Consider the following 16075-nt stretch of genomic DNA (forward strand, 5'->3'; position numbering starts at 1 on the left):
TTTGTCATTCCCTTTGGTCAATGAAAGAATATTTATTAGCTATTGTTATTGTTGAAATGGGGGGTCCGGGGGGTGTTAAAAAACTAAAAGCATTGTGGATAACGTTTTAATAAAAGGCAGGGTGAACTATTGTCATTCCTAGTTTTAGAGAACTTATCGTGGTTATAGTCCCTGCCTTTTATTAATTGCCCAGGCCCAACTAGAATACTACTTTGGATCAACAAAGGTGATAGGCAAAGGCAATTTATCATTTAACTAACAAATAAACGTATGAAGAACTGGAATGTTATTTTGGGCGTTGATGTTTCAAAACTGACGCTTGACATCTGTTGGGCAGAGGGCAACCTGTATTTAAAAATTGATAACTGCACAAAAGGGTTCAACACCTTTAGAAAATGGTGCAAGCTCCATGAGATTGATTTAAAAGAAACCCTGATCGTAATGGAATACACTGGAGGGTATGAATACCGGTTCATTCAGTTCTGTCAGTCACTTTCCATTCCTTTTTGCAGAGTCCCCGGATTAGAGATTAAGCAATCCATGGGTATGGTTCGTGGTAAGAGCGACCAGGTAGATTCCTTCCGAATCAGCCAGTACGGTCAAGAGAAAAGTAAGCGTTTAGTACCTTCAAAACCTTTGAATGATACTATTTTAGCCCTTAGACAATTACTCTCATTCCGAAAAAGGCTTGTTCGGGAAAATGCTGGATGGATAAGTACAGTAAAGGAACGAAAGCACATGTATCCGTTAAAGAAGGTCGATACCATTACTCATACTGCGATGGCAAAGATCAAAGCAAATAATAAATATATCAGCCAGGCAGAGCAGGAAATTACCGAGATAATTAAAAGCGATGATACTTGGTTACTAAGCTATCGGATTATCAGCAGTATCAAAGGGATAGGCAAAGTAAATGCATGGATGACCTTAGCATTTACCGAGAACTTCACCAGTTTTACAGATCCACGCAAATATGCTGTATATGTCGGGGTAATCCCTTTCGAACATACTTCCGGCACTAGCGTCAAGGGCAGAAAACGAGTCAGTCACCTGGCACATAAGGAGCTCAAGCAGGAACTGAATCAAGCCGCTAAAACAGCCATGGTACATGATCCGGAAATCAGAGCATACGCCGATCGAAAGCTCAAGGATAAAAGCTACTCGCTTGTCCTGAATAATATAAAATTCAAGCTGATCTTAAGGATGTTCGCACTGATTAAAAGAGGGGAATCATATGTGGAAAATTACGAGAGAGCAGCATGATAGAATCTATTTTAAATTAAATTTGGAGATAAGTTAAACCTAGAATACCGCGAAAGCGGGAACAACCCTCACCAATTGACTGTCATGGCGGGCCTGACCCGCCACCTCAACACTCCAAACTTATCCGTAATTTTATAGCATAATTTTGATTACTATTATACATGGCATTCATCGACTATTACCAGGCACTCGGAATAACTAAATCTGCAACAGATAAGGATATCAAAGCGGCCTATCGAAAAATGGCCCGAAAATATCATCCTGATGTAAACCCAAATGATAAGGATGCACAAAAGAAATTTCAGGAGATCAATGAGGCAAATGAGGTTTTGAGTGATCCCGAAAAACGTAAAAAATACGATCAGTACGGCAAAGACTGGAAACATGCTGATCAGTTCCAATCGCAAGGACAAGGCAGACCATCCGGCGGCCGGAGTACCGGGCAGCAGGACTATACAGGCTCATTCAGCGATCAAAATTTCTCAGATTTCTTCAGTTCTATGTTCGGAAAATCATCAGGGCAAAGCAGACAGGCAAATTTTAAGGGACAGGATTTCAATGCTGAACTTCGTCTCAATTTAAGAGATGTCTACACCACCCAAAAACAAACCATTACCGTTAATGGTAAAAATATCAGACTCACCATCCCTGCCGGAATTGAGAATGGGCAAACGATTAAAATAAAAGGTCATGGTGGACAAGGCATCAATGGCGGACCTGCTGGAGATCTTTTAATCACCTTCTCCATAGCAAATGATCCTGAATTCAAACGCGTCGGAAATGACCTGTACAAAAATGTAGAAATTGATCTTTACACTGCAGTGCTTGGTGCCGAAATCACTGTCGATACGATGAGTGGTAAAGTCAAACTACCTGTGAAACCTGAAACTCAAAACGGAACCAAAGTAAAACTCAAAGGGAAGGGCTTTCCGGTTTATAAAAATGAAAACCAGTTTGGGGACTTGTATATCACCTATACTGTGAAGATCCCTACTGATCTGAGCGAAAAGGAGAAGGAATTGTTCAAAGAATTATCAAATCTTAGAAAATAAGGCCATGGCTAAGGCATACTTAATTTCTGTAACTGAATTTTGTGCGTACCATAACATAGAATTCGCATTCATCAGCAATCTGAAGGAATTTGGATTGGTTGAAATTGTACAAGTTCAGCAGACCGATTATATCCCGGAAGACCAGCTGGAAAAACTGGAACGAATGATCAGATTGCACAGGGAATTGGAGATCAATCCCGAAGGACTTGATACCATTGACCATCTGCTTGAGAGAATGATCAGTTTACAAGAGGAAGTGATCATGCTGAAGAACCGGCTACGTCTTTATGAGGATAATGAGTATATTGATTAATCATAAAATCAGTAGTGTCCGGGGGAAAATTGAAATTGTAGGAATAATGATCATAATCCTAACTCATCATTGTTCTCTTTACTTTTCCTGCAGCCCGCCCTGATGAACCCGTTCGGACGGGCAGAAAAGTAACATGCCGAGGAGGAACGACGAGACCATGAGTACCTTAAAAAACAATAGACAAAAACGAATAAATGCCGCCGCTGTCCCGAAGGTTCGGGAATGCTATTAAAGTTAATGCTTTGGCTTGCCCTGTGCCTACCGCACCAGCTGAGGCGGAAAAAAACGTTAACGGAGATTTTGTGCTTAGGCCAAAACTTATGAACAGTCCTGTCAGTATAGGTTAAAATACTGCAGGTTTTAAGTCAGTGAAAATATAAAAATTGATATTATACTGAAGAGGGGCTTGTTTTTTATCGCACAATAAAAACATATTAGGACATAAATAGCTATTTTATCTGAAATTTTATTTAAACCGGACACTTGTGACCATAAAATTTGAGTTATGACATTAATCGCCAAATTACTAATCGCTTTTGTTGCTCTTGAGCACCTGTACATTCTCTGGCTCGAAATGTTTGCCTGGACAACTGCCGGGAGAAGAACATTTAAATCGATGTCGGCCGATATGTTTGAGAAAACGAAATCTATGGCCGCTAATCAGGGGCTTTATAATGGTTTTCTTGCCGCGGGACTGATCTGGTCACTCATCATACAGGATGAAGCATGGTCGAAGAATGTGGCCATGTTTTTCCTTGGCTGTGTTTTGATTGCAGGGATTTATGGTGCACTAAGCGTTCAGAAATCGATATTTTACGTTCAGGGTATTCCTGCACTTATTGCATTGGCAGCTGTTATTTTCCTTTAGCTTTATGTAATCTGAACTCCTGTTTATACATCAGGAATGAGGAGTTTGAGAATTCGATCTTCCTTGAGCCTGCGGGACGGTTCAGATCCATCAATGGTTCGAAACGAAAATCCATATATAGATTCGGGAGCAGTTTCTGCTGATAGGAATACCGAAGTATAAATAATTTTCTATGCTTTTCAGTATACCCCGGATGAACAATATGCTGGGAAACACTCTGATATAAGGGCATTCCATTGGATGAAATAAAGGAATTTCCTTTCCATAGGGTTCCCATTAATGATCCGAATTTTTGGGTATCAAAACCAGCATTCAGATACCAGCCGTATCCCTTAGAATAAGGCTGAAGATCAGTAAATGAGAGATCATTAAAAGAAATAAGGTAATTCTCGGTCCTGAGGTTTTTAACCCAACCTGCAAACGGAAGTTTTAATTTAAAACCAAGTGCCGAATTAACCAGGGTTTGCAATGGGTCATCGGCAACGTCGATCTGCCCACCCTGATGAAAAACAGTTAACTGTACCGGCAGGGACAAACTTAGGCTTGAGTTTTTGATCAGATTAAGCTCTGCTGAGAGTCCGCCAAGAATTTGCTCTTGCACCGGACTCGGTTTATAGATCATTTTCTTCCAGTTAATGAATGCATCCAGAAATAAATTTTTGCCATTGATGATGAACTGGGTGCCGTATTCAACAGGATCGGTTATCTTCTTTTCAAAATCATAGATCGGATCAAGCATGCGATGATGTGTATTGCCTTCGAGCACTCCATTCACCAAAGTGGAATTTCCATGCTGATACTTTACACTGAATAAGGGATAGCTTTTATAAATCCCTTCTCCTCCAAAATCCTTACGAAAATGTACTCCAGCAGTTAATGCCAACCTTGGATGAGCATAGTAAACGAGCTGTGGCTCCAGCTGAGCTCCAAACAAGGTATATCCATCCTGAATTTTATTGAAATACTCATAATTACGCATGTAATTGAAATTATGAACGCTCAGGTAAAGTTCACCGGTTCGAACACTATCCGGTCGGATCCGGTACTCCAGACTATCATTTAATATCTGTGCTTCTGAAGAATAAAATAAAACACTAAGTATGAATAAGAATAGAATTTTCTTCATTGGAAAGATCCGGGCCATTTAACAGGAGCAAATTACTATAAAAATACAGATTTCGGATTGAAAAACAGATGGCGAGACTCACCTGAGAATCATTTTGGTATCGTAGTATAAGCACAATCCTGCTTTGTCGCTAAAGCCTCCTTTGGGACCGCCATAATGATACTTAAAAAGTACCTGGAAGTACTTGTCTGTATTTTTAGCTCACTCAATCGCCTTGTTAGGCCTTTATACGCTATCACTCTTTTAGCAATTAAATATATCAAGCCAGAACATGCTTGCTTTTTTATGTCTCCAAATCGCTTATATTTATCTTATAGACCCATTGAATTTAATCTTATTTAGGTTTTTAGACAAACTGTCGTTAGTGGCAAGGCTATGACGACACACAAGGCGACAAAAAACAATAAGTAAAATGATATTAAAACTCAAAGCATTTACAATAATTGCGACATATGGACTTGCGATTACTTTGACAAGTTGCGGTTCATCAACAAACGACAACTCTAACGAACAGACTGCTACCTCGACAACTTTTGCAGACAACAATTCCGCACCAAGCAACATTTACGGAATAAAAGGCGAAGACATTGTAATTCGGAAAGGACCTGGCAAAAAATATGACAAAATAATAAATGAAAAGGCGACAGAAGCTATGCATAAAACTCAATATGCAACTGTTGACTATTCTTGCAAAGTTAGAGAGGACGAAACAAAAGATGGTTGGTCAAAAATTGTAGTAGTTGACCCCGATTGGCTTTCAGAAAGTCATCAAGGCTGGATTGAAACAAAGCACATCATCAAGACGGAAGAACAAGCAACAGAAAACGTTGTTCCAAGACAAGCCGAAATTTTCAATGAAGTATCCCAAGTTCAATCAAAACTAAGTGGTGTAGGAATTGGCGAATTAAAACAATGGCGTAATGACAGCTATAGTTGGATGTCATCGTCCCCTTATTATTCTTTTGGTTCAGCTTCTTCAGACAATGGTATGCAAAACAATTTGGCTTACTACTTAGAAAGCAAAAGTGAAACTTACATTGAGACAGTAAAACTTGTATTGAACATTAATAATAGTTCCGAAAAAACGGAAGGATTATCAATATTGGACAAAACAGCTCAAAAAACTTTTACGGTACTTAAACTAAAAATACCAGCAGGACTTTCAGCTGCTATAAAATCAGGCGACAATTTCAGTAAAGACGATACCGATTATAAAGTTTCATTAACGCTTGACAGAAGCAAACTTGAAACTTGGAAACTAACAATTGAAGCTAAATGAGGACAGAGGAAAAAAGGCAAGCCACTAACAGCACCAACATAGTCTACTTACATTAATTTGTAAATTCGCCAAAAGATGAATGAAAAGACAAATCAACATCACATAGTAAATTGAAAATAAATAATGGGTAAGGAAAAAATTTCCATACGTTTTTTTGACGATCGCGAAGTGCGAGTTGTTTGGGAATATGAAGGAAATAGAGCAAGGTAAAAATGAGGTTCAATAAATAAATAATTAATTATTATACTATGGAAAAGAAAAATGAAATAAAATTATTTGAAGAGGAAAAAGCCAGATCCCTTTGGGATGAGACTTTAGAGAAATGGTTTTTTTCAATTGTAGATGTAGTCAGTGTTCTAACAGAGAGTCCAAACCCTAATAATTATTGGAAAGTTTTAAAGAATAGACTAAAGAAAGAGGGAAGTCAGTTGGTTACAAATTGTAACCAACTGAAAATGCAATCAACTGATGGTAAATATTATAAAACAGATGTAGCTGATACAGAACAACTTTTTCGTTTAATTCAATCTATTCCTTCACCAAAAGCAGAACCTTTTAAACTATGGTTGGCTAAAGTAGCCTCTGAAAGATTGGATGAAATGCAAGACCCTGAATTGAGCATTGACAGGGCTTTAGAACAATATATGAATTTGGGTTATTCTTAAAGCTGGATTAACCAACGCCTGAAAAGCATAGAAATCCGAAAAGACTAACTGATGAATGGAAGAAAAGAGGTTTAAAGGAAGGTGTTCAGTTTGCTACACTTACCGATATTATTACCAAAGCATGGAGCGATAAAACGACTAAGGATTACAAAATGCTAAAAGGTTTGAAAAAAGAAAACCTGAGGGAGATAACATGACCAATACGGAACTCATTTTAAACATGCTTGCAGAAGCTTCTACCAAAGATATTTCGGCTGCTGTTGAACCTAAAAATTTTGCAGCAAGTAAAAAAGTGGCCAAACAAGGCGGTAACGTTGCCAAGGTTGCCCTGAAAGAACTGGAGGCAAAAACAGGTAATAAGATTGTTAGTGCGTTGAATGCTAAAAAGACTCTGCCAGGGAAATAGAATTAGTAAGTAGTATTGGAAACGACTACATCAAAACCCGCAACTATTGGAAATATCTTAAAACGAAATTAAAGAAAGAAAACAGCCAAGTGGTTAGTGTCACTACCCAACTGAAATTTCTTGCCCCTAGTGCTAAAAATTTCGCCTTCGCAAAACGGAAAACGTTATATCGGACTCACATTAAAATCGGGTGATGCCCTTCATCCTTATTGCTTCTCATATGTACTTACAAACCCATCCGCAGCAATATGTCCATAATACAGGCTTAATTTACCTCCGGAAATTTTAAAGTAAAGATCAATTACATTCTGATCGCTTTGAAAATCTATCTTATGAGATAGTTTTTCACCGTTTACTTCAGCTTCTTCTTCAATAATGGTGTAAGTGCCATTTATAGCAGGATTAGTCCCGTATTTTTGCTGAAATTTATTTCCATCAAATTTGAGGATATTACCATTTCCGGGTTCATAATCAGAAGGGGAATTTGCTGGTCTGTAACCCCCTTCAATATGCCTTAATTCCCAGGTACCCTCCAGCTTTGACTGTAGTCTTTCTTCTTTATCACAGCTTACAGAAGTGAATACTATAAAGATCAATGCAATTTTCAGGGAGAGTTTCATAAACATATATTTAAACTATTGTGAACTCGACATAATATTAAAAAACCACATAGGAACATAGCATTTTATAGCTGCCAACCTTCATTTTAGACAAACATAGTCTTGAAGCTTCGCTTCAATCTATGTGATTTACAATCTATGTGACCTTTAAAGCATAGCATATTCAACCTATGTGGTTAGATATTGATCTTTTAATATTTATACATCGAACTCATTTAAACTAAGACGAGAGGAAGAGTCAATGTGCTACACAATGTTTTTCTGATTGCTCAGAAATAAATTTGATCAGAGGTCGACCGAAAAGAATTATTTACCTTTCAACCGATAATACTTATAGATCTTAACTGCAGCCATGATGACCGCGCTAAAGACTACCAGTCCGCTTAAGCCATAGATCCAATCGACAGCACTCTTCAATATCACCGTAAAAACTATAGCCACAAGTAATATTGTTGCCAGTTCATTCCAGAACCTCAACTGGGTGGAAGTCCAGCTGAAAACACCCTGTTTTAACTGGTTTATAATATTCTGGCAGATAAAATGATAGATCAGCAACCCCAGTACGAAGGCTAATTTAACCAGCATCCAGTTCATGCTCAATAATGCAGGATTAAGCCAGATCATACCGATGCCGGCCAGAACCGAAAGCACCATTGCAGGGGTGGTAATGATATACCACAGCTTATGCTGCATGATCTCAAACTGCTTCTGAAGTGTGATGCGTTCCTGCTCAGGCCTTTCATTCGCCTCAACATGGTAAATAAACAGACGTACAATGTAAAAGAGCCCCGCCATCCAGCTGACCACGAAGATGATATGTATGGACTTGAGGTAGAGGTACGTCATAAAGTTGAAAGCAGAAAGCTAAAAGCTGAAAGCTAATTCATTAATTATATAATACATAAACTTATAACTAAAATCCTTAAAATCTATAGTAGTATTATAGTACCAGCACCTCAGACCTCAGACCTCAGACCTCAGACCTCAGACCTCAGACCTCAGACCTCAGACCTCAGACCTCAGACCACGTACCTCAAACCTAACCCCTAATACCTAAACTCCTTAATCAGCTCCACCGCATACTTCACATTATCAAAGGGAATATCCGGCATAATTCCATGACCAAGGTTGAAAATAAAGCCATCCTCGCCGCGCATCCGCTCAAATAAACGATGTATGCGTTCTTTGATCACATGCTTTTCGGCATACAGAATATGCGGATCAAGATTTCCCTGAACGGCCATCCCGACAGGAAGTTTCTTTTTGATATCCAGCAGGTCGGCGTTCCAGTCGATCGAAACCACATCCGGTTTTGCTTCAGCCATAATTGGTGCAAAAACAGAACTGCCTTTACAGAAAGATATTACCGGAATATCCTTTCTGTTCAGACCTTCGATAATTTGTTTATTGTACCGGTGTGAAAATTCTTTATAGTCATCCCATGATAATGCCAGAGCCCAGCTGTCAAACAATTGAACCGCGTTTACGCCTGCGGCAATTTGAAGATTCAGGTAATCAATGGTCACTTTGGCAATCTTTGCAAGCAATTTATGAGCAAGCTCAGGATGGTTGTGAAGCATCAGCTTGGTCAGCTTGAAATCCTTTGATGATCCACCCTCTACCAGATAACTCATCACCGTAAATGGTGCCCCGGCAAAACCGATCAGAGGTATCCTTCCATCGAGCCTTTGCTGAATAACTGTAATTGCATCCGCCACATACTGCAGCTTATCATCAACATCCGTAAGCAGTTTGTCTACATCAGCCTGATTACGAACCGGATTTGCAAATTTAGGACCAAGACCCTGGGTAAAACTAAGATCACCTCCCATTGCCTCGCCGGTTACCAGAATATCTGAGAACAGAATTGCGGCATCAATACCCAAAAGATCAACAGGCAGCATGGTTACATCTGCAGCAATCTCGGGGGTTTTACACATCTCCAGAAAGGAGTATTTATTTTTTATTTCCCAGTATTCGGGCATGAATCGACCGGCCTGACGCATCATCCATACCGGAGGCCGTTCTGTACTTTTTGAAAATGCTGCTCTCAGGAACAGACTATCTTGAATATTTTTCTCGCTCACTATGCTTTTTTAATTTCTGATTCTATTTTTTCTACAATATTTTTTACCCGGGAACTGATTTTAAATGTTTTAGCCCGCTCAACATAAGCTGCCGCCCGCTCATAATCTTTCTTCCGAAGATTGATATTTGCCAGGTGAACCAGCACAATGGCCTTATCATTCTGATTACGTAAAGGAAACCTGGTCGCAATTTGAAAATGCTTCTCAGCTTCTTCATAATTATGACGATGGAGCTCTACATTTCCATAAATGAACTCATAAAAGCCACGACGGTGCCTACCCAGGCGATCAGGATCCTCAATTTCTTTAAGCAATTCCTCTGCGCCATCGTAATTTTTTGCGTGGAATTCACGGGCTGCCATCACGACAGTACCTTCGCGGAAATAACCCCAAATCAGGAGGCCAATTCCCAGGCCGATAACTGCAGCTATCTCATAAACCTGTTTGCTGATTGTCCAGCCCAACAGGATCACTGCGATCCCGATAACCCATAAACGGGCCTTCTTAGTTAACATTTCTTAATGCTTATCAGTAAATTTATATCCAACTCCCCTGATAGAATGAAAATAGGTTGGATTTTTCTGATCAGGTTCAAAGTATTTACGGAAAGTCAGGATAAAATTGTCGATTGTCCTTGTTGAGGGATAAACATCATAATTCCAAACGGTTTCCAGAATCTGCTCTCTCGACACTGCCTCATTACGGCGCTCAATCAAAAGTTTCAGAAGCATGGTTTCCTTCTTGGTAAGAGGAGTTACGGTACCATCATCAGTCTTTAATTCAAAGGAGTTAAAGTAAATCGTTTTATCACCGATCTTATAGGAATTCAATTCCTTAAGCTCATCGCCTTTCAGACTACGCTTTACCAGTATTCCTACCCTAAGAATCAACTCCTCGAGGTTGAAAGGTTTGGTCAGATAGTCATCTGCACCTTTTTTCAATCCCAGAACACGATCCTCACTGGTATTTTTTGCAGTCAGGAACATAATTGGCACCTCTGTATTTTCAAGTCTGATAGTCTCAGCAACCTGAAATCCGTCGATCTCCGGAATCATTACATCAAGAATGATTAAATTAAATCGTTCTTCCTTGAAAATTTTGAGTGCCTTTTTACCATCTGTTGCAGTGGATACTTTGTATCCTTCCATCTCCAGATTTAGTTTGATAGCTTCCAGAAGATGCTCTTCGTCTTCTACGAGTAGAATTCTTTGTTTAGTTAGCATTTGCGTTGAATGTTACTTCGAAAATTGTTCCCGAAGGCTGGTTATTTTTTACTTTTATTGAGGCCTGATGCTTATCAAGAACCTGTTTTACAATGAATAATCCAAGTCCCGTACCCTTTGTTTTGCGTGTATCTTCGCTTCCTACCCTGTAAAACTTATCAAAAATACGTGATTTTTCCTGATCATTAATGCCTATACCTGAATCGGCCACAATAAATTGAATATGCCCGTTGCTACGTCTCAGACTAACATGCACTTCAGCACATGGCGGCGAATATTTCACTGCATTCTCAATCAGGTTTGTAACTACTGAGGTTAAGGCAAATTTATCTCCAGCCAGCATAATTCCCTGCTGTACAGAAAGCCTGATGATCTGTGAACTGCAGGTATGAACCTGAAGTCTGCCGGCTACAGAATTGACCAGTTCAGAAAGATTGAAATTCTCTTTGGGGAATGTGTATAGGTTACTCTCGATCTTAGTTGCCAAAAGCATATTCTCAACAAGATCATCCAAACGCTCAATATCCTTCAAAGAATTGGTTAAAAATGACTTTTGCTGAGCCGGATCAAGTTCCCGCTTCAGGATAGTCTGCAGGTACAACTTTATGGATGCCAGAGGCGATTTAAGTTCATGAGTAACTGATAACAGAAAGTTTTTTTGCCGATGGTGCAGCTTTCTCTCCTGATCTATTGCCTTCTGCAAATAGTATGCCCCTACAAAAAAGATGAAAAGGAAAACAGCGGTTTCACCAAGCACCATTCCCTTACTGTTAGGATTGGCGATGAGCAATAATCTGCCCCACCATATCAATTGAAAGATGGCGTAAATGATCAGACAATAAAAAATCACCATTGGCCTTCTCATAGTTCTATGCTCTTGCTCCTCTGAAAACGATGTCGAGACTTTCAAAAATAGCACGTTTTGCCTTTTCGAGATCTACTTTGGAGTGGACAGATGAAACAAATCCCACTTCATAACCCGATGGTCCGAAATAAATACCCCGGTTCAGCAGTTCCCTGTGCATGATCTTGAATTTCTCCATACTTGATGCGTCGATTTCTTCTGCAGCACTGATTTTTTCCTGATCTGTAAATGCGAACCAGAAAATCGAACCAATAGTAAAAACCCTGAACTTATAATTTTTTGCTGTAGCATAACGTTGGATTGACTCTGTAAAATCCAGAGTCTTATTGTTCAAATCTTTATAAAAACCAGACTTTGATAGTTCGGTCAGCTGAGCAATGCCGGCGGCCATGGCGACAGGATTTCCGGAGAGCGTACCTGCCTGATATACAGGCCCATCCGGAGATATCATTTCCATTATTTCTACTGATGAACCGTACATACCTACCGGTAAACCACCGCCAATTATTTTACCATAGGTGATGATATCCGGCTGGATGCCATAAAAACCTGCAGCTCCTTCAAAACCAATCCGGAATCCGGAAATAACCTCGTCGAAGATCAGCAGTGATTTATTCTTTGAACATATCCTTCGCAAAAACTCAAGGAATTCTTTGGTCTGAAGCAACAAGCCATTATTGGCGGGAACTGGTTCAATGATCACCGCAGCGATCTGCCCTTCAAATTGCTCAAAAGCTTCATTAACAGCCTGTTCATTATTCAAAGGAACAACTATGGTTTCGTCTGCAAAAGCCTTCGGGATACCTGCAGATGAGGTTTCACCAAATGTTACAAGTCCGGAGCCTGCTTTAACCAGCAATGAATCAGAATGCCCATGATAACATCCCTCAAACTTGATGATCTTATCACGTTTGGTATAGCCGCGGGCAAGGCGGATCGCCGACATCACGGCTTCCGTTCCTGAACTGGTAAAGCGGATTTTACGGATGTATTTATTATTCTTCAGGATGAGCTCGGCCAATTGATTTTCAAGCGCTGTAGGTGCACCAAAACTCATCCCGTTCTGCATTGCCTCGATCACTTTTTCACGAACCACCGGATGATTATGCCCAAGGATCAGCGGACCCCATGAAGCGCAAAAATCAATGAACTGATTCCCGTCAGCATCCCATATATTACAACCATCACCCTTTTGGATAAATAATGGTGTTCCATGAACGGATTTAAAAGCCCTTACCGGAGAATTTACTCCCCCAGGAAAATAGGTTTTTGATTTTTCGTACAATTCGGCAGACTTCTCTCTGGAAATATCAGGCTTACCCACCGTATTTACCGGAGTCTCTTCATCCGAACCTGAAAACATCTTTTTTAGTGATCCTAACATTATTTTTTAATTGAGAGTTGAGAATTGAGAGTTGAGAATGTTAGTACTTAGTACTAAATGTCAAACTAATCAATTCTGTTATCTGTTGTCTGTTGTCTGAGATTTAGTACTAAATGTCAAAATTAGTACTCATCTGTCTCAATACTATTTAGTTGTCTGTTATCTGTTTTCAGTTGTCTGTGATATAGTAATAAATTCCAAATTTAGCAGTCATGTATCTCAATACTATGTACTCAATACTCAATACTAACTCTCAACTCTCCACTCTCCACTCTCAATTCAAATCCACCCCTTCTCCATTATCTCCCTTGCATGATACGTAATAATGATGTTTGCTCCGGCTCTGCTGAATGCATACATATTTTCCATGATCACTTTCTGCTCATCGATCCAGCCTTTGGCTCCTGCGGCCTTCACCATGGAGTATTCTCCTGAAACATTATAACATGCCACAGGAAGATCAGTACTCTCTCTCAGGCTCTTAATTACATCAAGGTAGGCCAATGCGGGCTTAACCATCAATATATCTGCTCCTTCATATTCATCCAAAGCAGATTCCCGCATTGTTTCGCGGGGATTGCGAAAATCCATCTGATACGCTTTTCTATCCCCTTTGCCGGGTGCAGAATCGGCCGCCTCTCTGAATGGCCCGTAATAAGCTGATGCGAATTTTATACTGTAGCTCATTATTGCCGTATTTTCCAGATTATGCTGATCCAGCTTTTCGCGGATGCCCAGTATCCGGCCATCCATCATATCCGAAGGTGCAATCATATCAGCACCGGCCTGTGCATGGCTCAATGCCATTTTTGCCAATACATCAACAGTCTTGTCATTCTGAACATAATCATGCTCCAGAATTCCGCAATGCCCATGAGTAGTATAAGCGCAGGTACAAACATCTGTGATCACATAAAGATCATCAGAAAATTCCCTCTTCAATACCCGAACTGCATTGGCAACCACCGAATGTTTATCATAAGATGAACTTGCGTCCTCTGTTTTCTCTTCCCCTACTCCAAAAAGCAAAACCTTATTAATTCCGAGTGAAAGTGATTTTTCGACGTCTTTCAGCAAGGTATCTACAGAAAAATGACTCACGCCGGGCATAGCATCAATGCCATGCACTACATTTTTACCGGGCACTACAAAATACGGATAGATGAACATATCCTTTGACAGCCTGGTTTCTGCAACCATTTCACGCAAAATGGGTGATTTCCTTAATCTTCTTGGACGGATTAACATATGATCCTTTGATTTATAAAATTTGTTCAACCGGATTTAATAATCCAATGCAAATACTGCTTCGGCTAAGCCCATTTCATCCGGCGAAAAAGGCAGGGTGTATTTCACTCCCATTTCATCAAATTTCTGGCCGGTAGTTTTTCCAATACAGATAACCTGCTGATCCGGCTCCAGTAAATTCTCTGCAAAATAAGAATCCACATTCGAGGGACTTGTAAAAATCAGCACTTCGGCATAGGATTGGGCTACATTTTCTTCACTAACCGTTTCATAAACAGTCAGTTCAATTATTTTAGTATCGCCGGACAGTGCTTTCTGTATCGTCTTCAATGAGCCCTTGGCACTCGGAAACAGCACATTACTTCCGTTTGCCAGTTTTGCAAATTCTGTGGCAATATCTTTGGTATCAATTCCTTCTTCCTCACCATTAAAATCAGCAACCTTTCCATGCAGTCTGAGTGCGTCTTCAGATCCTCTGCCCAGTACCCCGAATTTGACTTTTTTGGGTAGCTGTGGATCAAGTTTAAAGAAGTATTCAATTGCATTCTTACTACTAAAGAACACCCAGTCAATATTTCTCAGAATAAAGGAATCGAGATTATGGATCGATGGAAAGGTTCTGATTAAAGACCTGTCTTCAATCTCTATTTGATGCTTCTTAAGTGCATTTCTCAAATAACTGCTTTCCGAAAGTTCGCGACTGATAAATACATTAGCCGGAAATTTGCGGTCGGGAGCAAATTTGGATACAATTTTTTCTGCCAATCCTTTGGTCGTTTTAGATTGCATAAAAAGGCGGTCAGGAAAATCTGTTCCATCAGATGCCTTGGCTGTCCATACCTGAAATAATGAGCCATCTTTGCGGCAATAACATCCCAGAGGCAATTGACATCCTCCATCAAACATATTCAGAACCTTACGTTCTACTGCAATCTGTTCGGCAACCTCCTGATTATTAAGGGGCTGCAGCAAATCAAATAGTGCTGTATCACGCTCGCGTATCTGTACAGCTAAAACCCCCTGTGCAGGCGCCGGGATCAATTCAGTTGGCTCAAGTTCTTCAACATGGAATTCTTCGCTTAGATCGTAACCCAGCCTGATCACACCGGCCTTGGCAAGCATGATCGCATCATAATTCTCATCACGTAATTTTTGTAGCCGGGTTTGAACATTCCCCCTGAGATCTTCGATCTCAAAATCCGGCCGTACAGCCAACAATTGAGATTTACGACGGTTTGAGGAGGTCCCCACCATACCTCCGAACTTAACAGCCAGTTTTTGCTGAATATCAACGCAATCTTTTAAAATAACCAATAACTCTGCAGGATCTTCACGCTCTGATACGGCTGCAATGATCAGGCCTTCCGGATTTGTAGTTGGAAGATCTTTATGTGAATGAACAGCCAGATCGATGGTTCCGTTCAGTAATTCTTCTTCAAGTTCCTTGGTGAAAAAACCTTTGCCCTCAAGCTTATCAAAACTGAGATTCAATATTTTGTCGCCCTGGGTTTTGATAATTTTCAGTTCTGAGTCATGCCCAATTTCTGCCAGACGATCCTTAATAAAATTTGCCTGCCATAATGCAAGCTCACTTCCGCGCGTTCCAATAACAATTTTTGGTTTTTTATTATCCTCGGGCAAATGATCAGACATGATTATAAATTTATTCCGGATTA

Annotated in this window: 17 protein-coding genes; 7 read left to right on the forward strand and 10 right to left on the reverse strand. The window is 40.0% G+C overall.

The genetic code is table 11. The features are described 5' to 3' along the window. Positions 1-270: 270 nt before the first annotated feature. The 4 genes from Q8M41_RS04900 (at position 271) to Q8M41_RS04915 (ending at position 3496) form a co-directional block, all read left to right on the forward strand. Positions 271-1263: a transposase gene (locus tag Q8M41_RS04900; protein WP_305364131.1), complete on the forward strand. Its 993-nt coding sequence runs from the start codon at positions 271-273 to the stop codon at positions 1261-1263. A gap of 161 nt (positions 1264-1424) precedes the next feature. Continuing rightward, the gene (locus tag Q8M41_RS04905) at positions 1425-2315 is read left to right on the forward strand and encodes a J domain-containing protein (RefSeq protein WP_305364132.1); all 891 of its coding nucleotides are present in this window, start codon (positions 1425-1427) and stop codon (positions 2313-2315) included. Between the two features lie 4 nt (positions 2316-2319). Beyond that, positions 2320-2628: a chaperone modulator CbpM gene (locus tag Q8M41_RS04910; RefSeq protein WP_305364133.1), complete on the forward strand. Its 309-nt coding sequence runs from the start codon at positions 2320-2322 to the stop codon at positions 2626-2628. Between the two features lie 505 nt (positions 2629-3133). Then, positions 3134-3496 carry a DUF1304 domain-containing protein gene (locus tag Q8M41_RS04915; RefSeq protein ID WP_305364134.1) on the forward strand — a complete coding sequence of 121 codons (363 nt, stop codon included), beginning with the start codon at positions 3134-3136 and terminating at the stop codon, positions 3494-3496. Here the strand turns inward: Q8M41_RS04915 and Q8M41_RS04920 are convergent. Next, positions 3483-4622 (reverse strand): hypothetical protein, encoded by a 1140-nt coding sequence (locus Q8M41_RS04920; RefSeq protein WP_305364135.1) that lies wholly within the window; start codon positions 4620-4622, stop codon positions 3483-3485. The genes Q8M41_RS04915 and Q8M41_RS04920 overlap by 14 nt on opposite strands. Before the next feature lie 412 nt (positions 4623-5034). Here Q8M41_RS04920 and Q8M41_RS04925 point away from each other — a divergent pair, with 412 nt between their 5' ends. From Q8M41_RS04925 to Q8M41_RS04935, 3 genes are all read left to right on the forward strand, one after another. Next, positions 5035-5901 carry a hypothetical protein gene (locus Q8M41_RS04925; protein ID WP_305364136.1) on the forward strand — a complete coding sequence of 289 codons (867 nt, stop codon included), beginning with the start codon at positions 5035-5037 and terminating at the stop codon, positions 5899-5901. Between the two features lie 248 nt (positions 5902-6149). Next, entirely contained in the window at positions 6150-6566 is a 417-nt protein-coding gene (locus tag Q8M41_RS04930) for a Bro-N domain-containing protein (RefSeq protein WP_305364137.1), read from the forward strand. 193 nt (positions 6567-6759) lie between these two features. Further along, entirely contained in the window at positions 6760-6972 is a 213-nt protein-coding gene (locus Q8M41_RS04935; protein WP_305364138.1) for a hypothetical protein, read from the forward strand. A gap of 206 nt (positions 6973-7178) precedes the next feature. Here Q8M41_RS04935 and Q8M41_RS04940 read toward each other — a convergent pair whose 3' ends face one another. The 9 genes from Q8M41_RS04940 to hemC form a co-directional block, all read right to left on the reverse strand. Continuing rightward, entirely contained in the window at positions 7179-7592 is a 414-nt protein-coding gene (locus tag Q8M41_RS04940) for a hypothetical protein (RefSeq protein ID WP_305364139.1), read from the reverse strand. 306 nt (positions 7593-7898) lie between these two features. Next, positions 7899-8438 (reverse strand): CopD family protein, encoded by a 540-nt coding sequence (locus Q8M41_RS04945; protein ID WP_305364140.1) that lies wholly within the window; start codon positions 8436-8438, stop codon positions 7899-7901. 200 nt (positions 8439-8638) lie between these two features. Continuing rightward, positions 8639-9664, reverse strand: coding sequence for a uroporphyrinogen decarboxylase (gene hemE / locus Q8M41_RS04950; protein ID WP_305364165.1), 1026 nt, complete (start codon positions 9662-9664; stop codon positions 8639-8641). 14 nt (positions 9665-9678) lie between these two features. Continuing rightward, positions 9679-10194: a tetratricopeptide repeat protein gene (locus tag Q8M41_RS04955; protein WP_305364141.1), complete on the reverse strand. Its 516-nt coding sequence runs from the start codon at positions 10192-10194 to the stop codon at positions 9679-9681. A 3-nt stretch (positions 10195-10197) separates the two neighbouring features. After that, positions 10198-10902, reverse strand: coding sequence for a response regulator transcription factor (locus Q8M41_RS04960; protein ID WP_305364142.1), 705 nt, complete (start codon positions 10900-10902; stop codon positions 10198-10200). After that, positions 10892-11767: a sensor histidine kinase KdpD gene (locus Q8M41_RS04965; RefSeq protein ID WP_305364166.1), complete on the reverse strand. Its 876-nt coding sequence runs from the start codon at positions 11765-11767 to the stop codon at positions 10892-10894. The genes Q8M41_RS04960 and Q8M41_RS04965 overlap by 11 nt, the downstream gene beginning before the upstream one ends. A gap of 4 nt (positions 11768-11771) precedes the next feature. Further along, the gene (gene hemL / locus Q8M41_RS04970) at positions 11772-13151 is read right to left on the reverse strand and encodes a glutamate-1-semialdehyde 2,1-aminomutase (protein ID WP_305364143.1); all 1380 of its coding nucleotides are present in this window, start codon (positions 13149-13151) and stop codon (positions 11772-11774) included. Between the two features lie 279 nt (positions 13152-13430). After that, entirely contained in the window at positions 13431-14399 is a 969-nt protein-coding gene (gene hemB, locus Q8M41_RS04975; protein ID WP_305364167.1) for a porphobilinogen synthase, read from the reverse strand. A 36-nt stretch (positions 14400-14435) separates the two neighbouring features. Continuing rightward, complete coding sequence (gene hemC / locus Q8M41_RS04980; RefSeq protein WP_305364144.1) at positions 14436-16052, reverse strand: hydroxymethylbilane synthase; 1617 nt, start codon at positions 16050-16052, stop codon at positions 14436-14438. Positions 16053-16075: the final 23 nt, after the last annotated feature.

Origin of the sequence: Daejeonella sp., assembly GCF_030684675.1 — a bacterium.
GTDB lineage: Bacteria > Bacteroidota > Bacteroidia > Sphingobacteriales > Sphingobacteriaceae > Daejeonella.